Genomic DNA, 19,750 nt, shown 5'->3' on the forward strand with positions numbered 1-19,750 from the left:
GGACGCCCGACCGTCCGTTATTGCCGCAAGGGATGACATCCGGCCTTTGCACTGGCCGCCTCGTTCATACCACATGGTCGATTCGCTGCCGACTTTGTTCCGGTCAGGTTATTGAGATGGTGGCCATAGTGATCGCGCGTGTGCGGGTCGATGACCGCCACAGGGGCTGCGAGTATCAAGCCCGCCGCACTGCCAGCCGCCACTGCCACTCCGGTGGTTCCCGCAATGAGATGATCGCCGAGACCCAACCTGCTGTCTGTCAGAGACTGACCTTCTGAAATACGAGCGCCGATAAGTTGGACGACCTGTGGCGATTCCGCGAACTTGCTGTGATGGAGTCCATCTCCAGCTTTCACCTTGGTGAGATCGATGACCGTGATCTTGTTGGTTTCCATCTCTTCCTTGTAAGGAGCCCGTTCCGGATCGATCGATCCCAGCCGCGGAACGTCGCCCCAAATCCGGCGAGAGAAGGCCAGCGCCCGGTCATCGGCGGATACGAATAACGTAAACCTCGGCCGATGTTCCCCCATGTCCTCGATCTGCGATCGGAACACATCGACGTCGACGTCGGGAGCCGCAAGCATGACGTTCTTGAATTTCGCAGGCAGACCGTCGTTGCGGATCGCCATTTGCCGCAAGCCCTCCAGCGCCAGCCAGTTGCCCATCGAATGGGCGAGAATGGAAACTTCTTTCACCTCCGGATCGGCTGCCAGGTACTGAAAGAGCGCCTCCAGCGTGTTGCGGGTGTAATTGGTGCTCTCCCGGTCGTAGCCATACGCAAGCAGACTACCGCGGGAAGGCCAGGTCACCAGGATAGGGGCGCTCTTCACACCGGAATCATGAACGATCTGCGCAAAGCGGTAGACGGAATTTTCGAACCGGTTGTTGAACCCATGGATGAAGACGAGGACGCTTCGATCGGGGCTTTTCCTGACCGTCGCGTTCAGCCACAACTTGGCGGCATCCTTCGTGAGTTGCTCGGCGTTCAGGGTGGCAAAGTCGGTCGCCGGATCAGAGGGAAGCTTTTTTGGCCAGGCGACCTCACCGATCTTGCGTTCAGCGGGGATCGATACGGTGATATCGACGAAGGCAGGTGCGCGAGCGCGTTCCCCTGTGAACATCTCCCCCGCGTCATCGGAGCGACCACGCGTGGTCGCCACCAGCATGGTGACCCGGCTTGTCGTCGGGATGGTATCCGCGACTGGCGTCAGCACATTCTTGGGATGCCCGCCGCATCCTGACATCACCGCAAGTGCGGCGAACACAGCGATCCAGCGCGTGGTCCGCGATCCGACAGTGTTGACTGGGGTTGCCGTAAGCGCGCTCATTTGCTTTCCTGACTTACTGCCTGCAATTGTCTCACGAGTTCTGCAATCTGTGGATTGTTCGGCTGCAGTCGAGCCAACGCAGTGGCAAAATTGAGCGTCTCGGAGTAGCGGCGGAGTTTGAGGCCGAACTGAATGGCAGTGCCGAGCAGATCGGCGTCGGTAACGCTCTCTGCGTAAGCAGGATCAAACAGGGCAAACGCCTGCTCCGTTTGCCCGACCGAATCCAGGGCGACTGCGGCTGTCATCCGATACCGCGCGTTGGCTGGCTCCAGCCGGAGCGCCATATTCAGTTCGCTTATCGCTTCTTCCATCGCCTTCTGCCTCACGAGAGACAGACCATGGCCGAAGCGAAGGCCGGCTTGATTCGGATTGGCTGCGACTGCCTCGGCGTAGGTCTGTTCGGATTTCTCGCCATCGCCTGTAGCGCGGTAGAGTTCCGCCAAATTGATGCGAGCCCCTGGAAGGCTTGGATCGAGTTCGATTGCTTGGCGAAGCGTCTTCTCCGCTTCCTGTGGGTGGCCCTGTTCAAGCAGGAAGGTGCCATGGGTGCTTTGGATTTCGGCGACATCCGCATTGGCCTCGACATAAGCCTTCAAATCGGCCACGGCGCGCTCGAAGTCACGACGCTGATCGCCGAGGAAGTCCAGCGACTGCGTGCTCCCAAGCGCCTTAGCTACGGCCACCCGGACTGCGCGCTTCTCGTCGCCGAGGAGATTGCCGATGGCATCGAGCCTCAACTCAGCGGGCAGGTTTAAAGCCGCCTCCGCTGCGCCCAACCGAAGCAGTGGGTCGGGGCTTTCCGATGCCGCCTTCACATCCGCTGCGGCGTCCGCTCCGGTTCGCCTGCTCATCTCGGTTATGGCGCTTCCTCTAACAATCCCTGACTGCTTCGCGTCTTCGACAAGTGCGCGCAGAGCGTCGAGAGATGCTGCATCGCCTTGCACCGTGTCTCCAAAAGCGTGGGCGATGGTCTGGCGGTCGCGCCAACCTGTGCCAAACCATGAGTCGAGCGTTTGCGAGGCCCACGCGTTGGTCTTTCCCTCGTGACAGGAGATGCAGGCGTTTGGCGTTCCATATCGGTCCGAAAGGTCGGGACGGGGAATGACGAAGGAATGGTCGCGGCGGGGATCGATCTTCATATAGGTCCGCTCGGGCATATGGCAGTTGGCGCAGAGTGCGCCGCTTGAGCCTTCGGGGTGATGGGAGTGGGCAGGCGTATCGAAGTGGCCGCTTGGATCGTTTGCAGTGAAGCGCTCTTGCTTTTCCGGCGTGTGACATTGCGTGCATAGCGCGTTTCCAACAGCCTTGACGCTTCCTTCGTGCGGGCGATGGCAGTCGAAGCAGGTCACGCCCGCGCGCGCCATCTTGCTCTGCTGGAAAGAGCCGTATTCGAAGACCTCGTCGAGGATCTGCCCATCGGGGAAGTAGAGGTCGCTGCGTAGCATGGCCGGGGAAAAGTTGTCGAGTAACGTCCCTCCCGGCTGGTAGTCGCCGACGAGCCGTGTCCGCCGCGAGTGACAGGCAAGACAGGTATCCATGCTGACCTCTGACAATCCCGCCCGTGGCAAGGGCGTCTTTTCGGATGCCTCGGATTGCGTTGTCGCCCATTCGACATGTTTAGCGCCGCCGCCGTGACAGGACTGACAGCCGATGCTGGTCGCGACATAGGACGATTCATAAGTGTTGGTCTGGGGCCGGAAATTGGTCTGCGGATCGGTGGAATGGCAGTCGATGCAGGTGCGGTTCCACCGATAGAAGGGACCTGTCCAGTGAAAGGTCGATCCGGGTTTTGCTGCCGATCCCGCACCAAGCCAGAACCACTCGCGCTTTTTCGTGTCCCAAGCGATGTCGAGCGTCTGCAGTTTGCCGCCGCCGAGATCGATCAGGTATTGTTGCAGCGGCTCGTAGGCAAACGTGTACTTGACTTCGAAGTCTGCCTGCTTGCCATCCGCTCCTTCGGTGCGGACGAAGAACTGTCGATCCTTGCGGAAGAACGTCGCCTCGACGCCGTGCCCCTCGAAGCTGGCGTTATCGAAATCACCCCGCACCGTGGCGTCGCTGGCAACGGCCATTGCCTGCGCATGATGAGACGTTGCGAACGCCGCCGTCTGACCGGCGTGGCACGAAGAACAGATTTTCTCATCGACGTAGCCAGGGTGGGTGGCGATCTGTGGGTCGGGAACGACGGACTTCACACCTTCGGCTGCCGCGGTCGCAGGTGCGAGCGCGAGCATGGCCCAGATCAGCAGGGCGGCGCGAACCATTGCTATTGGAGAGAAATGCACTCGCAATCAGGCGCTCCTGCTATGCGTACCTCGCATCCACATCAGTAGCACGGCGGAAGGGGATAGTATCCGCACTGCGGCTGGTTGTAGTACGAATTCGCAGCCGCCGCGCCGATCACCGCACCCGCAGCCACTCCTGCGGCAACAGGCGCGCCGTACCAAGCCCCGTGATAGGCTGGCGCGTGATAATAACCTCCTCCGACATGGGCGACACTAACGTCGCCAACCCGTGCATAGCCACCGTGAAAACCACCGCCGCCAAAGCCACCACCACCGAAGCCGCCGCCTCGGAAGTTATCGATAAAGAGCGCTGCCGGCCCCGACGATCCGGCAAGACTTCCTTCCAGAACCGCGATGTCGAAGGTAAGGGTGGTTCCTTCGAGCTTGGGTGACTTCAATGTGACGACGGCATCGTTTACGTCCGATCCATCGCCACCGAGCACGGACACTGTGGCATTCGGTGGGTCTACAGCAAAGTTGTCCTTGCCCTCGTCCCACTGCATGATGAACTGCGTGGTCGCGACGTGGCCCGCCGCCCGCACGGGTCGGTCGGCAAAGACGATCGAGCTTGCCGCCACCCCAGTCAGGATCAGCTTGTCACCTTCGATCTTCGCGCCCGCCGAGTTGATGACGGCAAGCGAAGGAACCGGACCGGTCGGCTTGACGGACCCAATCGTCTTCTCCAGCGGAACATGCGGTTTCTTGGCATCTTGAGCAAGCGCTCCAGTGGCCACTACCGCGACGCCGAGAGCCAATGTCATCAGTCTAATGCGTATGTTGGTCATCGTGATATCCTTGCCGTTCGGCGTCGGTTTATTTGCCAGGAAAAATCTGCTTCCAATCGGCCTTCATGTCGACGACCGTCCAGCCATTGATGGGTGCGATATCGAGCGCCTTGTCGAGCCGGCCGAACGCGCTGTCGCGGTCATAGGCGTATTCACGTTCGGCATCCGTGTGATGAACGATTAAGCCGAAACGGGGAGTGGAACCTCCGAGCGTTGTCCACTGCAGCATTTCCAGATCTCCGTCGGAATTGCCGAATGCAGCAATCGGACGGCGGCCGATATACTGGTTGATTGCCACAGGCTTGCCGACCTTGTCGTCGATGAAGTCGACTTGCGGCAAACGCAGGAGCGTCGGCACATCGCCACGCATTTCGAACTGCGTCTTGATGGTGGATCCGATGACCTGTTCTGGAGGAATCCCGTAGACTTGTTCCGCCCATGGCCTGACGAATTCGACACCGCCGCCGGAAACGATAAACGTCTTGAAGCCGTTCGCGCGCAGGTAGCCGAGAAGTTCGAGCATCGGCTGGTAGACGAGTTCGGTATAGGGCTTCTTGAACTTGGGATCGCGGGCGCTGGCGATCCATTCGGTGGCGATCTTCGCGAACTCATCGCTGGTCATTCCGGAATGGGTCGCCATGATCAGCTCGAGCAGACCCTTTTCGCCAGCGGCGGCGAGCGCCTTCATGTCGTTGTCGAGGACGGCCTTGAATGGTTGCGTGTCTTTCCATTCCGGGTGCTCCGGGGCGATCGTCTTGACACGGTCGAGCGCGAACGCGAGTTGCACATACATCGGATGCTCGGCCCAAAGGGTGCCGTCATTATCAAAGACCGCGATGCGTTCCAGTTCGGGTACGAAGTCGGGGGTGTTCTCCTTTGTCACCTTCTCTACGAACGCGACTATGGCTGCCTTCGAAGCGGTGTCATTCCAGGAAGGCAATGCATCCGTCTGAGCGAATGCCGACGCAACGGCAAGCAGGCTGAACGCCGTACTGAGGGCGATGTCGCGGGAAAATTCGAGGAAATTACGTGCCGTCATCATTGCAGGCCTCCGTCGAGCAGTGGTCGAACTACAGTTCTGAAAAAGAGAAGGGACCCCGGATCACTCCGGGGTCGCAGCTTTCCTTAGTTTCCGGTCGGAGCCGTGATATTGACGCCTTCGGTCTTAAGCTGTTCGCGAACCGACTCGAGCATCTGGTACTTCGACAGCTCGATCGGGCCGTCGTAACCCATGCTCTGCAACTTGCGCGGCGGATACTCGATGTAGGTCTTCATCAGGTCCTTTATCGCCGCGGAGATGGAGACCAGCGTCCAGGTGTGTTCGGTATAGTTGTTCATGAAAACGTCGTAACGTTCCTGCGGATCCTGCAGCAGGTCGAACACCTGCGGCACGATGGCGACGTAGGACTGAGCACCCTTCCAACCGAGGTTAGTGTCGACGGCCAGACCACCCGTGGCCTGCCCGTTGTCACCACGTAGGTTGAAGACGGCCTTATAGTTTCCGACGCGGGCAGCACCCGGTGTCAGTTCGTTCTCTGTGAAGTAGAACCAGTTCTTGCGGGCCGACTTGCCATTGCCAAGCAGGATCGGCGTCATGTCGTAGCTGTCGAAGACAATCGGCTTGTCTTCGCGGTCATTCGTCGGCAGCGGCACGCCGCCCGTTGCAGCGAAGGTCGCCATCAGATCAAGACCGCCGACGATGTCGTGGTTCTTGGTGTCCGGCTTGATCTTGCCCGGCCAAACGGCGATTGCCGGAACACGGTTGCCGCCTTCGCGGACAGTGCCCTTAGTCCCGCGGAACGGTGTGTAGCCCGCGTCGGGATACACGTCCTGCCATGCGCCGTTGTCAGTCGTGTAGAACACTAGAGTGTTCTTGTCCTGCCCGGTTTCACGCAGCTTGTCCATGATCCGGCCGATACGCGTGTCGAGCTCGACGACCGAGTCGGCGTACTTGCTCTTCGAGATCGACTTGCCCTGGAATTCAGGTGCAGGAAGGTTGGGCTGATGCACCTTCATGAAGTTGACGTTGATGAAGAACGGCTGGTCCGGCGTCTTTGCCGCAGTGTCGAGGAACTCAATAGCAGCCTTTTCGACATAACCGTCGAAGAACGGAATTCCGACGACGCCTTCCTTGCCGTCGATCACCGGCGTATCGACGTACTGGCCGTTGATCTTGAAGTCTTCCTTGACCTCGCCCCCGGCTTTTCCGGACAGCGAACCCTTCGTCACCTTCTGGAACAGGGCGCGGGTTTCGGCATCCATATCCGGGAACCAGGTCGGGTCGGCGTATGTATAGGCGTTGAGGTGATAAAGGCCGACGTATTTCATCTCGTCATAGCCCTGCGCGATCGGCAACGCGTAGTCCGCCTCGCCCAGATGCCATTTGCCGGTGAAATAGGTGTGGTAGCCGCCGCGCTTCAGCACCGAAGCAAGAGTCCATTCGGCCGCAGGCAGACCCCCGCCCTGGCCCTGGAAGGCTACCGTGGTCATGCCGCTGCGGTTCGGTATGCGTCCGGTTTGCATCGCCGCGCGACCTGGGGTGCAGCTCGGCTGGGCATAGAACGAGAAGAAGGTCATGCCTTCATCGGCCAGCTTGTCGATGTTCGGCGTCGGCATGCCGCGGCCTTCACCGCCGCCATACGGACCAAGATCACCGTAGCCGGTGTCGTCGGAGACGATGAAAAGAATGTTGGGCTTGGATGCCGATTGTGCGAGCGTGGGGGACATGGCCCCTACGAGAAACGTTGAAGCCGCAAAGGCTCCGAACGAGTAGACGAGACGGAAATTCATCTGAAATCCTCCAGTGAGGTTTGGGTCCGCAGCCGCCAAGCGCGGAAAATCGCTTCCGGTACGTGCCCGTTTTCAATTTACCAAAACAATAAATCTGCAAGCCAATACGGTGACGCCTTTCGAGGGGATCGGGCGTCACTGGTGAGCGGCCGGGATTGGAACGCCCACTCAGGCAGGGAAGCTATCCGAGGTCTCGCACCAGCGATATTGTCCTTTTGGGCAAAATCATCATTTTTCGACAGAGTCGAAACTTAAAGCGCTGGTTGAATTAGTGATTGCGGCTTGCTAGGTTCTGCTATCCTTTCGGGGGAAAAGTGATGGGTGTTCTGCGTAACTCGGCCTGCCTGCGGCAGTGGCTCACAAGGGTCGGCGGAATCTGTCTACTCCTGTTCGTGACAGTCCCAGCAGCGGTCGGTCAGGCATTGACCGAAAACCGCTCTCCACGCGTTTTGGTCCTCTATCCCTATGACGAGCGGATTGCAGCTACGACCGTGGCCGGCGAGGCGATCCGGGCGCGGCTGCTGGATGCGACGGGCGCCAAGATCGATCTTTTCTCCGAGTTCCTCGATCTCGCCCGCTTTCCCGACGAAGATTATATGGACCGGATGGCGCAATTTCTGGTGACCAAATATTCGGGACGAAGCCCGGACGTCGTCATCGCTCTGGGAGAGCAGTCGGCCAAGTTCGTCGTCACGCATCGCGCCACGCTTGCCGGGGTCGCGAAGATCATCGTTGCGGGGTTCAACAAATCGACTGCGTTGAAGTTAAAAATGCCGCCCGATGTAATCGGTGCGTTCACTGAGTTCAATATAACAAAGACTGCGGAACTCGCTCGGCGTCTTCACCCCAGCGCGCGACATCTCTTCGTGCTGGGCGGGTCATCGGAGTTCGACAGATGGTGGTTGGAAACGGCAAAAGCCGACCTGGCCGAGTTCTCGAAAGACTACGACACCACCTATCTTGAGGACCTGACCATCGAAGAGTTCGTCGCTCAAGCTGCGGCGTTTCCGCCGGACAGCATCGCGCTGGCGTTGACGATCTTCCAGGACCGCAGCGGGCGAAACTTTATCCCGCGGGACGCCATCAAGCAGATCACCGCCACGGCAAGCGCGCCCATCTTCGGCCCGTACTCGACTTACATCGACTACGGATCGGTTGGCGGAAACGTCGTGACATTCGAGGCGTTGGGAGAGAGTGTCGCGGATCTGACCCTTGACGCCCTACACGGAAAGCCCATCACCCACATCCAGGCTCCGCACTTCGACGTCGTCGATGCCCGGCAATTGAAACGCTGGGGGCTGTCCGAACGCAATCTGCCGCCCGGTACCTTTCAGATGTATCGGCAACCGACTTTTCTGGAACAGTATTGGTTGACGGCCCTCGTGGTCTCGGCAGTGATCACTCTCCAGAGTGTCTTCATCATCATCCTTCTATTTGAACGACGGCGGCGTCGCACGGCGGAGGTGGAATCCCGGCATCGTCTGCTGGAGGTTATCCACCTGAACCAGTCGGCCACGGCCGGCGCGCTTTCGGCATCCATCGCGCACGAACTCAATCAGCCGCTCGGTGCGATCCGCAGCAACGCGGAAGCCGCTTCGATAGTCCTGAGGTCCGCGTGCCCCGACTTGAAGCTGATCGAACAGATTCTAACGGACATCCAGGACGACGATCAGCGCGCTCACGACATCATTTCCCGGATGAGAGGCCTTCTCAAAAAAAGAGCCGAAATCGAATGGCAAGAATTCGATCTCAGCGAACTAACCGCAACGGCAATCAAGATTCTTAAAGGGGAGGCGGTTCGCAGGGGGATCGAGGTAAGCTCGACGCCCGCTAGAGAGCCGTTGCTCGTCCGCGCGGACAAGGTTCATGTGCAACAGGTGGTTCTCAACATCGCCATCAATGCGATGGATGCGATGACGAAAGCGGGTAAGGAAAGAAAGCTCACTCTTGAGACGCGGTTGACGAAAGACGCTAAAGCCGAGCTTTCGATTTCGGATTCCGGCGAAGGCATCCCGGACGGCAAGTTCGCTGCGATCTTCGAACCGTTCTACACAACGAAGCCGTCGGGGACGGGCCTTGGCCTCTCGATCGCCCGCACGATCGTTGAGACCTATGGGGGAAGAATAATGGCCTCCAACGGGGGCGACGGCGGGGCCGTGTTCCGCGTGATATTACCGTTGGCAAGAGCGGAGGCCAGATGAACCCGGTGATCCATATCGTTGATGATGATCATTCATTCAGGACCGCCGTGGGTCGGCTTTTGTCCGCATCCGGCTATGGGATCGCTCTCTACGGGTCGGGCGAGGAGCTTCTTGCACGCATTCACGACACCGTGCCCGATTGTTGCATACTGCTCGACCTCGACATGCCGGGGTTGGACGGGTTGGCGCTGCAGGAACAGCTCATGCAGCAAGCACCACTCCTCCCTGTCGTGTTTCTGAGCGGACATGGGGACATCAAAGCCAGCGTCCGGGCCATGAAGGCGGGCGCGGTCGATTTTCTGGAGAAGCCTCTGAATGGCACGATCCTGCTCGAGGCCATTGGTCGGTCTTTGCAGCGCGCCGTCGCACGACGAGAGGAATTCGAACGCAACCACGCCGCCCGGATTAGGCTCGCCAGCCTGACACCGCGAGAAGTCGAAGTTTTGCAACTGCTCGTCCGTGGAACCCTCAACAAACAGATCGCCCACGCTCTCGGCACGTCGGAAAGGACGATCAAGGCACATCGACACAATCTCATAGGGAAGTTGGGCGCGAGGAATATCGCCGAAGCGGTTTCCATTGCCGAGAGGTATGGGGTTATAGCGGCTGCCGACGAACACTCGCAGCTTTGAGCTTCCCCAAAGGACAATAGCGGCAGCTTCACACTCGTCATAGGATAGCTGAAGAAACGGGGCGGGCTCAGTGTCGATTTGACCCCGGAAAGGCATGCCTTTGGAAACTTCACCCCGTGTCGTGGCTGTGGTCGATGACGATCCCAGCATGCTCAGGAGCGTCCAACGCCTCCTCAATGCCAATGGTTTCTCAACGGAGGGCTATCCTTCCGCAGAGACCTTCCTCGTCCAGGCTCCACTACAAAACCTGGGCTGCACGATTTTCGACATCCAGCTTGGCGGCATGTCGGGTGTCGAACTTTGGCAGCATCTGAAAGAGAGCGGAAGTGACCTTCCGGTGATCTTCATCACGGCACTGGAAGACGAAACGCTGGAGCGGGCTGCGCTCGAAGCCGGGTGCGTCGCCTATCTGCGCAAACCATTCCCGGCAAAATCATTGATCGCGGCGGTCAACACCGCGCTGGTTAGCTTGCCTCCGGGTTGACCGCAAATGCGAGAAATGTGCCCCGACTTCCCCAAAGGACAATAGACGAAACTTCGATCTTGGCTCACACATCAGCACAGCGCGGACGTTCCGTCCGGCAGAGGAATGCACTCGACCCACCAATTCGGATCGGATACCCGCCTATGCACACTCGTCTTTCATTCGTGGCAGGAGCCACACTTCTCGCACTTCTTTCTTTGACCTCGGCCAGTCGGGCGGAGACCATCAGCTTCGCCGATGCCGTCACGACGCTCGCAACTGACTGCGGCTCCGACATCAAGAAGCACTGCAAAGGGCTCAATCTCGGAGAGGGAAAGATCCAGGCCTGCCTCGAGAAGAACGCCGGAAAGGTCTCACCGACCTGCACCGCGACGCTCGCTAACGTCACCGCCTCGATCAAGCAGAGGCTTGCGGCCCAATCGTCGTTCGTAAAAGTGTGCGAACATGACGCCGCGCAATACTGCAGCGGCGTGAAGGGAGAGGGCAACCTGCTTTCATGCCTGGTGAAAGCCAAGCGCGTGAACGAACGCCAGTGCGGCCAGGTCATCACAGATGCCGGATGGCGTTGAGCGTCCAGACGAAGGGAACGTCCACATGGATAAAATCCGTATCACCGCGATGCTTTCCGCAGGCCTGATGTTATTAGCAGGTAATTCACTGGCCCAGGATCTGAGCGACAAGCAACTCGTCCGCACGCTTGGCCGGGTTGAGGGGGCCGCTCCGGCGATCGACATCGCGATCCTCGTAGAGGAAGCATCCGCCAGCGCTGGCAAGGGCGTCGCCAGCCTGCCGCATTGGAAGGAGCTATCGAAACTGTCCCAGCTCATCGTCGAGATCGACTTCGAGAACGATTCAGATGTAGCAGGATGCGCAAAAGATCACGATGCTCTTTCACAGCGCGACAGACAGCCGACAATAGAAATTTTGGCGGAGCTAAAGGACGCCGCGCTGAAGGCTAAGCGGCCGCTACCCTTTTTAAATCCATCAGCCCGCAGCACCCTGCAAGTGTAGGAACGTGGGCGTCTGCTTTCCGCGTTGAGCGTATGGCAGCCGACAGTCCGCAGGCGGCCCCATTTCGGTCATTGTCAAAGGCGACAGGCCCAGACTTGTTCACCGCAGATGGTTGACAGGCTTGAACTTGTTTTGCGATCGACCCACACCAATCGTCTGAATTCAGATCATTCATAGCTCAATGCCTCTGAAATTTCATTCCGCAGCTTTTTGATTGCGCGCTTCTTCGCCGGTGTGGTCTCAAACAAATTGAGAACTCGTTCGATTGCCTCGTCTGCCTCGCTTTGACGACGAGCGCTTGCATTGACTGCGGCCCTGAAATCCGGCTTCCCATCTGATGGCGTCAGCTCTTTGCTGCTACTTTTTAGGTTTCCTCCGTTTGGCATCCTGATCGAGGCCGCGACGTGAGCGAGGGGGGCCTTCAGCGCAAACTTTTCGCCTGGTGCCACCTTGCTCGGCGCGACCTGGTTTGATGGATACGGGTCTGTGTGCTCTACCACCACCTCCGGAGTTCTTGTCATCCGGTGTTGTTCATCGGTTGCGGCTATTGGCAACCAAGCCCGCTTCATCAGCTCGTTATCCGCATAGTAAAAATTGCGAAGGCCGAATATGGGTTGCTGATTTCGCAACTTGATGATGCAGCGTGTCTCGTTCATCGATCCCAGTTCGTCCGGCCGCATGAGCGGGCGCGTCGCCGTCCTGTGCGACATGGTTGCCCCCTTGCGATCAAACAGCGTGGTCCCTGTCGAAACTGCCTTGTCAACAGTGACCTCTTTGCGCTCACCAAGCAGCTGCGAGACATAACGCTGATCCTCAGGATCCTGGGCCCCGAGGAAGATTTGGGCGCGGGCGGAGTTGACCAGCGTTTGTCGACCTTCGCGCGTGTAGACGTTGTCGATGGATCGGAGCGATTGGACGAAGAACCAGCATGGTATGCCGTAGCCGCCGAGAACAGTCGCGACGGTGAGAGCATTCTCCAGCTTTCCGAGGTTCTGAAACTCATCGAGCAGCACCAACACACGGCGCTCGCCGCGCGTCATCATGGTGCGCGACATGTATTCCATGAACTGGACCATTAGCACGTTGAAGATTGGACCGATGGAGGCAACCTGCTGGATCCGGAAGTCCAAATACAGGCTCATGTTCTCACGCCGCATCGCGCGGATGTCGAAGGTCGATCGCGCAGTCGCCCGCAGAATTCGATTGTTTTTAAACGGCCGGACGGCTGCAGCAAGCGAGCCGTAGACCCCGTCGAACTGTTTGCCCGCCATAACCGCAAAGCGCGCAATCGTCGTGTAGGTGAAGGAACTGATCCATTCGGCGCGAAGCTCCGGATTGGCAACCTCCTCCAGCCATTGGCGCAACGGCTGGTCACCGCCTTCCACGACATTGAGCACCGTTCCGAGGTTCTTCTCGTTGTCGGCGATGTCAGGGTTTTCCAGGACCCAGGAGGTGACGCCGGCAAACAGCGCCCGTGCGTCGGAAATCCAGTAAGCGTCGCCCTTCGGCGTTGGAAGAAGAGCGGTGGCGATCGAATTTATATCGATGTCACGCTGATCGGGATCGATGGCAACGAAGTCGAGGGGATTGTAGCATTCCGTATCGCCATTCTCGTCGGCTGGCGAAAAGCGCAACACGCGGGAGATTTTCGAGCGGTAGCCGGCCGTCGCCTCATAGGTTTCGCCACGCATATCGAGAACGACGATGCTGTCTGGCCAGAGCAGGCAATTGGGAACGATCAGGGAGGCGCCCTTGCCGGAGCGCGGCGGGCCGATGACGAAGCCGCCGACGTCATCACCATCGATCCAAAGCTTTTTGCCGCCGAACAGCTTTGGTTTCGTCAGCCGCCGCCTGCCGGAACCACGCTGGGTGAAGCCACCGGGAACTTTGATAAGGTTGCCGCCGATCCTGCCGACGAACACGCCACCAGTGCGCGTGAGACCAAGGGCACGAGCCTCCATCGTGCCGAGGAAGCGTGCGTCAGTGGATCTCTTTTTCCCGGTCAAGAGCGTGATCAGCATCGCGGCGCCGGCGACAAGGCCAGTAACGGCTGCGATTGCTGGCCGATGCCATGCACCAGCATAGAGATCAAGACGTGCCGCTTTGTACGAAGCTAGAAGGTCGTCTTGCAGGGCCTGAAGCATCCAAGTCGAATTGTCGAAAGTGTAATAGAGGCCAGCATAGGCAAGCGACGCCACAAACGCCGCCGTTGCTACGGCGATGAGACCACCGAAAAGCAGTAGGGCCGGGTTCATAGCGCGTCTGCCTTGGTGAATACGATCTCCGATACCACGCGGCGTCCGTCCGTCAAGCGCGCGAGCTGAACCACGATCGGAATGACCTCCTTTAGGTAGTCGATGATCTCCTGTTTTTTGAGGTCCATGCCGCTTTGCATGACCATCAGCGCCAGGCGCTCATAGGCCGATCGACCGGAATTTGCGTGCACTGTCGTGAGCGAGCCGGGATGGCCCGTGTTGATCGCCTGTAGAAAGGAGAAGGCTTCCGCACCGCGAAGCTCCCCAAGCATCAGACGGTCGGGACGCATGCGCAGCGAGGCTTCGAGAAGTTGCTGTTGGGTCACCTTGGCGCGGCCCTGGTCGCCTTTGGAGGCGAGCAGGGCGACCGTGTTCGGTGTGATCGGCTTCAGTTCGCGGGTATCCTCGATCGTGACAATGCGTTCTTCTTCCGGGATTTCCTTCAAAAGCGCGTTGAGAAAGGTGGTCTTGCCGGTAGAGGTGCCGCCGGAAACAACGATGGAGACCCGCAAGCGCACGGCTGCCCGAAGGAATTCCATGGCATCGACATCGCCTTGCATCATAGCGGCAAGCTCTTCTTCGGCGGCCGAGAGCGAAAGCTGGCGCCCGACGCGCGTGTGCTCGAAAGCGCCGCGCTGCTGATAAACGTCGAGGCCGATGTCATGAATGACCTGCTTGCGGATGGAGAGGGCGCCGCCCTCTGGTGCTGCCGGCGGTAGCACGCATTGGAAACGCTCCCCGGCTGGCAGCGATGCGGAGAGGATCGGGTGCTCGTCATTGACGACCTGGTTGGTGGAACCCGCGACCCGCTCGCTCAAAGTCCGTATCCATTCAGCCGTGAACTGAGCGTCCTCCACCCGTTCCATGCTGCTCACCCCAACGCGCTCGATAAACAGCTCTCCGGGGCGATTGACCGAGATTTCGGAAACGCGGTCGTCCGAGAGAAAGGGCTTTAGCCGTTCAAGGGTTTTTTCGAGAAACGGGAACGCGCTCATTTGTAGGCCGGCGCGATCGGGTAATAAGGCGTGGGGTCGACATCCCGGCGGATCTGCCCACCGCGCTTCAGGCGCATCATCTCCTGCCGGACGGGATCAGCATAGAAGTCGGAGAAGTCGAGATCACGCCTGAGATACACGATCACCGGCTCCCCCTGAGCAACGTAGATCGTTGGCGGAATTTTCGAGCTTTCCTTAAACGCTTCGTTGGCGATCTCCTGGAGGATGGATGAGGATTTTTCGGTCGCAATGGCGCGCGCCTCCGCGGCTGTTTGGCTGGGTTCGGTGGTCACCGTCGTGACAGCGCCAGTGACTGGATCGACGGTGGAGATCGAGCGCGCACTGTTGGTCGGGGTCTGGCCGAGGGCGGAAACGTATTCCGCAGCACCACCGATCACCGAGAGCATGATCGCAGAACCAAACCGCTCCCAGAAATGCGTGTCGATCTCGCCGGTCAGGCCACCGCGACCAAGCCGGTCGGCGCCGGGCGAAGCGATCTCGACCGACAGTCCGTCGGAGCGGATCACCCGCGACCAAACGACGAAGATCCGCTTTTGGCCGCGCGCCAGCCCGGACTTGTACTCCCCGATCAGGCGAGAGCCTTTTGGGATCAGGATGCGTCCGCCGTCGAGCGAGCGCACGTCTTCGCGCACAACGGCCCGTACCATGCCGGGAAGGTCAGTATTGATAGCTGTTTCCAAGAAACCGCGGATCATCGTGCCCTGCGCAACGAGTGCGTCGGTGCGGTCAAAGCGGGTCGCCTTGACGATGCCAGCCGTCTGCTTCTCCGATTGAGCCAAGAACGCCTTGTTCGCGTCGGTTTCGGCCCCTGGCACGGTCACGAGCTGGCCATCATCAGCGATGGTCACCGACTGGTCGCTCCCGGCTAAACTCTCACTGTTTGACCCATCGACAATGATCTGCTCCGAACGCAACCGCTCCCAGCGGGCTTTTTCTTCGTCCTCGCGCCGCTTGGCTTCCAGTTGCGCCAGCCGCTCGTCTTCTTCCGCGCGTCGGCGTGCCTCTTCCATCCGGCGCCGCTCTTCCTCGGCCAGGCGGCGAGCTTCCTCGATCTGTCGCAGTTTTTCCAGGTCTTCACCTTGGTTGACCGTGACATCAACTGTCGCAGCATCCACTGGCTTTTTCTCCTCGACCATAGGGATCTGCACGAGGTTGGGATCGGCTGCCTGTTTGACCGGCTCCTCCGGGAAATTACGAATGCTGGTATTCGATGTTTCGAAGGTTTCGGTTGCGCCCTCGTTGAGGCCGGGGTTCTGAGGACCCGTCGGCCAGTTGACGTAGGCGAGCACGCCCGCACCGACGACGAGGAGGAGCGGAAGCGCCAGCTTGCCGAGACGGCCGTTGCGGGTGCTGGCGACACTGCTTTGACCATCGAGGTGGTCGAAATCGATCCTACTCATCGCTGGCTGCCCTCCTTGGGGTCAAGGTTCTTCGGACCATAGGCATCCTCGACAAGATCGAAGGACCGGCGGTTGGCCTGCCGGTTATAGAGGCACAGCCATTTGTCGCCGGCGCGTAGCGTGAATTGGGCGGAGATCTTGTCGACCACGACGTATTTACCTTGGGTGCGCAGGTTGACGAGCGACTCCTGACGCTTGCCTTCGACAACGAAGATCGCCAGGATTTCATCCGGAAACTCTAGGTACATGTGGGTGCCGTCGTCGAAGGCGACGCGCGGCTTCAGGCTGGTGTCGCCCCGGAAGACATAGTCGTAGTTGAGCCGGCTCGGATCGAGGCCTTTCAGCAGTGGATCCTTGGCACTATCCTGGGCAGCCGCCAGAAGGCGGGCGTTCACGTCTTCGTCGGGATATTTGAAGCGCACCTGGAACGCAGCTCTGAGATCGGCGGCGGCCGAGCCTTTCAAAAGAAGAGCATAGACCCGCTGGTTGGTGACGATGTTGACGTTGGTCTCGGCGTTTTCGCGCAGCGGTTTGACGAAGAGGATGCTGGATCCCTTCTTCGGCACGATAGACCAGCTGGCCGTGTCGCCAGCCGAAATCGTCTCGATCACCTCAGAGCTCCCAAGCTGAATCATCGTAGACACACCGAGCCCGGCGGGAACGGTAACGACGGCATTATTGTTGAACGTGATGTAGCGGATGCGAGGATCGGCGGCCGCCAAGGGTTTTGCCATGATCAGCAGTGACAGAGCGCCGAGGAGGAAACGGGATTTCTGCATCAGCGTGCCGCCTTATCAGCCGGCAGGACTTCCGGAAGTGACTCCTGGTCGCGCCGATACTCGACGACCTGGAAACCGAGCGGGTTGTCGAAGCGATATTCGTTCTTCAGTGGCGCGGTCGTGTAGCGGAAGCGGACAACAGAGACCCAGTGCTCGCGCCGCAATGTATTGTCGCGGCGCGTTTCCGTCGAAAAGCGCACTGTCGCCGTCGATGCATTGAGAAACGACACCGACTTGATCGTCACGGCGATGCGCGTGTCTCGGCCGAGCACCTTATCCCTCGACTGCGGGTTCGATGGCTCGAATTCGTGGCGCAGGTCGACCGAGGCCTGTGCCGTCGAATAAAGCTGGGCAAGGTCGTAATTATCCTTCAGTCCTCGCGGATCATAGGTTTCGCGCGCCCTGATGTAGCGGACGATGTTGGCGGTCTTGATCGCATCGTTCTCCGAAAGCTTGCTCTCATCCAGCGAGCGTGCGACCTCAACGAAACCAGTGGTCTTGTCGGCCACCACCACGACGGCCTCGAATTGTTTTAGCGGAACGAGGAGATTGAGGGCCGATAGACTGAGCAGCGTCGAGACGCTCGCGATCGTCGCGACCGTCCATGCGATTTTGCGCGATCGGCGTTCCTTGCGATAGAGTTCCGCCTCCCACGATGCACCCGCATGCCAATAGGTGCTCAGCTCCAGGTGAGGGGTGTTGGGGTGCTGTTCAGTCGTGTCTGCGTTGGCCATATCTGCTTCCAATGCGCCGCTTTCGCGGCGTGATAAATTATATTTAATTCTAAGGGCGTGGAGAGGCCCAGAACGATTTCCCGGCGTCGTTACGGGCGTGATCGTCGGCTAGAAAATCAGCGTCGCTAGCTCAAAAAGCTGCTCTTGTCCCGACGGGGTTGCATAGTTCGAAACTTAGCTGCACCACCGCATCAGCGTTCTCTCGGACGCGGAATTGGAGAAATAGAAGCTCCTGTCGTCCTTCACCTCGATCCGGACCGTATCGCGATCGCCGTCCGCTTTGTCTGCCCCAGCCTCAATCCAGAGGACATCAAGCACGTAGGAAGCGCCGTCCTTTTTGGCCGATGTCACTGTCCCGGTGGTTTTATTGGCGGCGATACTCTTATCCTCGATATAGATAAAGGCGGCCGCTGCTGTGTTGCAGCCGCCTTCGGCAGGGGCATAAGCGCCAGTCATTACCGGAACGATCGAGCTTTTTGACTGCGCCATCGCCATGGTGGGAAACAGCATGCCGAACATTAGGAGCGCTGCGAAAGTCTTATTCATCAGGATCTCCATGGCTCAAAAGCCAAACATTCCGGGTAGGCCGTGGAGGTAGCTCGTACCAAAGCCGTAAAGTTCGATGGAATATTCCGCGAACGGTTTGAAGAAAATGACAGCGCCAAGGAACAGCAAGTAGCCGAGGCCACCGCGAGGCTTAGCACCGGAGCGATCAGCCTCAGCTAATTCTTCGTTGAGGCGGTTCTGCTCATCTATGGCGGCGAAACGCCGACGATCGTCTTGCCAAGGGTGCATAGTATGCTCCTTCCGAATAACTATATTTATCAAACACATTGCTGGGACGACACCCTAAAGCTGCCCATTTTTTTCGGTTTCCCTCTGAATCGCTCGAGCCCGGGCTGCTTGCACATCGGTCGGCGTTCGGCGACTTCGAAGGCCAGACCGCATAATTCGGGCCCGTCCGCTGACCTGTTGTTCGGCTAGCGCCAGCGATCGCCGCCCTCCAATAAACGCTGTATCACCTTGTCCCAGCATCGTGCCTCCCACGATGGCTGCTGCGAAGGACGGAATAAATCTGAACACCACGATACCGAGGAGGCAGACAATCACGAATGGCGCCACGTAGGATAGCTTGCTCTCCGTAGCCGTATTATTGGCCGTGTTAATTGCGAGCTCAATAAGTTGGTAGAGGAAGGCCAGAAACGACATCATCAGCGTCTGCGTCACCATCAGGTTGACCATCAGCAGCAACCAACCGTCTGTGAATCGGAAGGTCCAGCGGTACAGCGCAAGAATGATGAACACCGGCGCCAGCGCCAACGTGATGAACAGCATTAGCTTGGCGGCAAGGATCGCGGCAGCCGCGACCGCAATGAAGATCATCGCGACGACGAAGACCACGGCGCCAATCAGAGCGCCAACATATTCGAAGGTGCCGGTCGCTACCTGCTCATAGACTTTGCCCGCCGTTTCAAACACCGCATCGAGAATTTTAACAACGCCGGTCGTATCGTTGGTTCCCCCGTCGAGGATCCCGCCTGAACCTGCAATCGACTCCATGATTGTGTCGGAGATGAGGTTCGGCACTGCTTGCACAAGCTGGTAGAGCGTGGCGGAAAAGGCGTCCCAGTTGGTCGCCATGTAATAGATGAAGAAGGCGCGCCCGAGTCGCCAAGCCGCTTCCGGCACCGAAAATCCGTCCCGGCCGGCAAGAATCATGTAGCCCCACCAGATGACATAGAGTGTCAGCATCGACCCGAACAGGACGGTGACTTGAAGGGCCAAGCCTTCATAGGCGTTCGAGATAAAGGTCTCGCCGATATTGTCGAGCTTCTCGAAGATGTCCGAAATGATCGTGGTCGCCGCCATCTCGTCATTCCTTCAGGACGGACGTAAACACGTCATTGACCGGAAGGGCAGGGCCACACAAGTCGTCGGCCGGCCCATATCCGGAGATCGGCGGGCAGGGGGCTTTCTTCTCGCCCTTTGTCTGGCAGCCGGCAACGAAGGCCAGCCCGACCAGCATTGTCATCACGAGCAATCGCATGCG

19 protein-coding genes are annotated in these 19,750 nt (G+C 58.9%); 5 read left to right on the forward strand and 14 right to left on the reverse strand.

The annotated features are described in order from the left end of the window. Window positions 1-17 precede the first annotated feature (17 nt). The 5 genes from ASC86_RS09995 to ASC86_RS10015 all read right to left on the reverse strand — a co-directional run bounded on the left by ASC86_RS09995 (window position 18) and on the right by ASC86_RS10015 (window position 7,188). Complete coding sequence (locus tag ASC86_RS09995) at window positions 18-1,244, reverse strand: alpha/beta hydrolase (protein ID WP_056320122.1); 1,227 nt, start codon at window positions 1,242-1,244, stop codon at window positions 18-20. Between the two features lie 80 nt (window positions 1,245-1,324). After that, complete coding sequence (locus ASC86_RS10000) at window positions 1,325-3,562, reverse strand: tetratricopeptide repeat protein (RefSeq protein WP_056320125.1); 2,238 nt, start codon at window positions 3,560-3,562, stop codon at window positions 1,325-1,327. A 92-nt stretch (window positions 3,563-3,654) separates the two neighbouring features. Next, window positions 3,655-4,398 (reverse strand): hypothetical protein, encoded by a 744-nt coding sequence (locus tag ASC86_RS10005; protein ID WP_056319953.1) that lies wholly within the window; start codon window positions 4,396-4,398, stop codon window positions 3,655-3,657. A gap of 28 nt (window positions 4,399-4,426) precedes the next feature. After that, entirely contained in the window at window positions 4,427-5,440 is a 1,014-nt protein-coding gene (locus ASC86_RS10010; RefSeq protein WP_056319954.1) for an HAD family hydrolase, read from the reverse strand. An 83-nt stretch (window positions 5,441-5,523) separates the two neighbouring features. Further along, entirely contained in the window at window positions 5,524-7,188 is a 1,665-nt protein-coding gene (locus ASC86_RS10015; protein ID WP_056319956.1) for an arylsulfatase, read from the reverse strand. 317 nt (window positions 7,189-7,505) lie between these two features. Between ASC86_RS10015 and ASC86_RS10020 the strand changes: the two genes are divergently transcribed. The 5 genes from ASC86_RS10020 (at window position 7,506) to ASC86_RS26220 (ending at window position 11,516) form a co-directional block, all read left to right on the forward strand. Beyond that, window positions 7,506-9,389, forward strand: coding sequence for an ATP-binding protein (locus ASC86_RS10020; protein ID WP_082510026.1), 1,884 nt, complete (start codon window positions 7,506-7,508; stop codon window positions 9,387-9,389). Next, entirely contained in the window at window positions 9,386-10,021 is a 636-nt protein-coding gene (locus tag ASC86_RS10025) for a response regulator (protein ID WP_056319959.1), read from the forward strand. The genes ASC86_RS10020 and ASC86_RS10025 overlap by 4 nt, the downstream gene beginning before the upstream one ends. Before the next feature lie 94 nt (window positions 10,022-10,115). Next, window positions 10,116-10,505: a response regulator gene (locus tag ASC86_RS10030; RefSeq protein WP_056319962.1), complete on the forward strand. Its 390-nt coding sequence runs from the start codon at window positions 10,116-10,118 to the stop codon at window positions 10,503-10,505. A gap of 143 nt (window positions 10,506-10,648) precedes the next feature. Beyond that, window positions 10,649-11,074, forward strand: coding sequence for a cysteine rich repeat-containing protein (locus ASC86_RS10035; RefSeq protein WP_056319974.1), 426 nt, complete (start codon window positions 10,649-10,651; stop codon window positions 11,072-11,074). A gap of 25 nt (window positions 11,075-11,099) precedes the next feature. Further along, window positions 11,100-11,516, forward strand: coding sequence for a hypothetical protein (locus ASC86_RS26220; protein WP_200943797.1), 417 nt, complete (start codon window positions 11,100-11,102; stop codon window positions 11,514-11,516). Window positions 11,517-11,683: 167 nt separating this feature from the next. On the opposite strand, the gene ASC86_RS10045 is transcribed toward ASC86_RS26220, so the two are convergent. The 9 genes from ASC86_RS10045 to ASC86_RS25685 all read right to left on the reverse strand — a co-directional run bounded on the left by ASC86_RS10045 (window position 11,684) and on the right by ASC86_RS25685 (window position 19,747). Then, window positions 11,684-13,771: a type IV secretory system conjugative DNA transfer family protein gene (locus ASC86_RS10045; RefSeq protein WP_056319976.1), complete on the reverse strand. Its 2,088-nt coding sequence runs from the start codon at window positions 13,769-13,771 to the stop codon at window positions 11,684-11,686. Further along, the gene (virB11, locus tag ASC86_RS10050) at window positions 13,768-14,766 is read right to left on the reverse strand and encodes a P-type DNA transfer ATPase VirB11 (RefSeq protein ID WP_056319978.1); all 999 of its coding nucleotides are present in this window, start codon (window positions 14,764-14,766) and stop codon (window positions 13,768-13,770) included. The genes ASC86_RS10045 and virB11 overlap by 4 nt, the downstream gene beginning before the upstream one ends. Further along, window positions 14,763-16,187: a type IV secretion system protein VirB10 gene (gene virB10, locus ASC86_RS10055; protein WP_056319981.1), complete on the reverse strand. Its 1,425-nt coding sequence runs from the start codon at window positions 16,185-16,187 to the stop codon at window positions 14,763-14,765. Before virB10 ends, virB11 begins: the two co-directional genes overlap by 4 nt. Next, entirely contained in the window at window positions 16,184-16,966 is a 783-nt protein-coding gene (locus tag ASC86_RS10060) for a TrbG/VirB9 family P-type conjugative transfer protein (RefSeq protein WP_056319983.1), read from the reverse strand. Before ASC86_RS10060 ends, virB10 begins: the two co-directional genes overlap by 4 nt. Next, complete coding sequence (locus ASC86_RS10065; protein ID WP_056319984.1) at window positions 16,966-17,700, reverse strand: VirB8/TrbF family protein; 735 nt, start codon at window positions 17,698-17,700, stop codon at window positions 16,966-16,968. Before ASC86_RS10065 ends, ASC86_RS10060 begins: the two co-directional genes overlap by 1 nt. Window positions 17,701-17,874: 174 nt before the next feature. After that, the gene (locus ASC86_RS10070; RefSeq protein WP_156386979.1) at window positions 17,875-18,246 is read right to left on the reverse strand and encodes a hypothetical protein; all 372 of its coding nucleotides are present in this window, start codon (window positions 18,244-18,246) and stop codon (window positions 17,875-17,877) included. A gap of 15 nt (window positions 18,247-18,261) precedes the next feature. Beyond that, on the reverse strand, window positions 18,262-18,495 hold the full coding sequence (locus ASC86_RS10075) for a hypothetical protein (RefSeq protein ID WP_156386980.1): 234 nt from the start codon (window positions 18,493-18,495) through the stop codon (window positions 18,262-18,264). A 54-nt stretch (window positions 18,496-18,549) separates the two neighbouring features. Beyond that, a complete protein-coding gene (locus tag ASC86_RS10080) occupies window positions 18,550-19,569 on the reverse strand; it encodes a type IV secretion system protein (RefSeq protein WP_056319994.1) in 1,020 nt (339 codons plus the stop codon). 4 nt (window positions 19,570-19,573) lie between these two features. Next, window positions 19,574-19,747 (reverse strand): hypothetical protein, encoded by a 174-nt coding sequence (locus ASC86_RS25685; RefSeq protein WP_156386981.1) that lies wholly within the window; start codon window positions 19,745-19,747, stop codon window positions 19,574-19,576. Window positions 19,748-19,750: the final 3 nt, after the last annotated feature.

This window comes from Rhizobium sp. Root1212, from assembly GCF_001424985.1.
Lineage (GTDB): Bacteria > Pseudomonadota > Alphaproteobacteria > Rhizobiales > Rhizobiaceae > Pararhizobium.

Bases quoted from the DNA above. Each gene is read 5' to 3' on its own strand.
- ASC86_RS10030 (WP_056319962.1), top strand. From the start codon at position 10,116: ATGCCTTTGGAAACTTCACCCCGTGTCGTGGCTGTGGTCGATGACGAT.
- ASC86_RS10060 (WP_056319983.1), bottom strand. From the start codon at position 16,966: ATGCAGAAATCCCGTTTCCTCCTCGGCGCTCTGTCACTGCTGATCATG.
- ASC86_RS10010 (WP_056319954.1), bottom strand. From the start codon at position 5,440: ATGATGACGGCACGTAATTTCCTCGAATTTTCCCGCGACATCGCCCTC.
- ASC86_RS26220 (WP_200943797.1), top strand. From the start codon at position 11,100: ATGGATAAAATCCGTATCACCGCGATGCTTTCCGCAGGCCTGATGTTA.
- ASC86_RS10000 (WP_056320125.1), bottom strand. From the start codon at position 3,562: ATGCTCGCGCTCGCACCTGCGACCGCGGCAGCCGAAGGTGTGAAGTCC.
- ASC86_RS10045 (WP_056319976.1), bottom strand. From the start codon at position 13,771: ATGAACCCGGCCCTACTGCTTTTCGGTGGTCTCATCGCCGTAGCAACG.
- ASC86_RS10075 (WP_156386980.1), bottom strand. From the start codon at position 18,495: ATGCACCCTTGGCAAGACGATCGTCGGCGTTTCGCCGCCATAGATGAG.
- ASC86_RS10025 (WP_056319959.1), top strand. From the start codon at position 9,386: ATGAACCCGGTGATCCATATCGTTGATGATGATCATTCATTCAGGACC.
- ASC86_RS10035 (WP_056319974.1), top strand. From the start codon at position 10,649: ATGCACACTCGTCTTTCATTCGTGGCAGGAGCCACACTTCTCGCACTT.
- virB11 (WP_056319978.1), bottom strand. From the start codon at position 14,766: ATGAGCGCGTTCCCGTTTCTCGAAAAAACCCTTGAACGGCTAAAGCCC.
- ASC86_RS10070 (WP_156386979.1), bottom strand. From the start codon at position 18,246: ATGAATAAGACTTTCGCAGCGCTCCTAATGTTCGGCATGCTGTTTCCC.
- virB10 (WP_056319981.1), bottom strand. From the start codon at position 16,187: ATGAGTAGGATCGATTTCGACCACCTCGATGGTCAAAGCAGTGTCGCC.
- ASC86_RS10080 (WP_056319994.1), bottom strand. From the start codon at position 19,569: ATGGCGGCGACCACGATCATTTCGGACATCTTCGAGAAGCTCGACAAT.
- ASC86_RS10020 (WP_082510026.1), top strand. From the start codon at position 7,506: ATGGGTGTTCTGCGTAACTCGGCCTGCCTGCGGCAGTGGCTCACAAGG.
- ASC86_RS25685 (WP_156386981.1), bottom strand. From the start codon at position 19,747: ATGCGATTGCTCGTGATGACAATGCTGGTCGGGCTGGCCTTCGTTGCC.
- ASC86_RS10015 (WP_056319956.1), bottom strand. From the start codon at position 7,188: ATGAATTTCCGTCTCGTCTACTCGTTCGGAGCCTTTGCGGCTTCAACG.
- ASC86_RS09995 (WP_056320122.1), bottom strand. From the start codon at position 1,244: ATGTCAGGATGCGGCGGGCATCCCAAGAATGTGCTGACGCCAGTCGCG.
- ASC86_RS10005 (WP_056319953.1), bottom strand. From the start codon at position 4,398: ATGACCAACATACGCATTAGACTGATGACATTGGCTCTCGGCGTCGCG.
- ASC86_RS10065 (WP_056319984.1), bottom strand. From the start codon at position 17,700: ATGGCCAACGCAGACACGACTGAACAGCACCCCAACACCCCTCACCTG.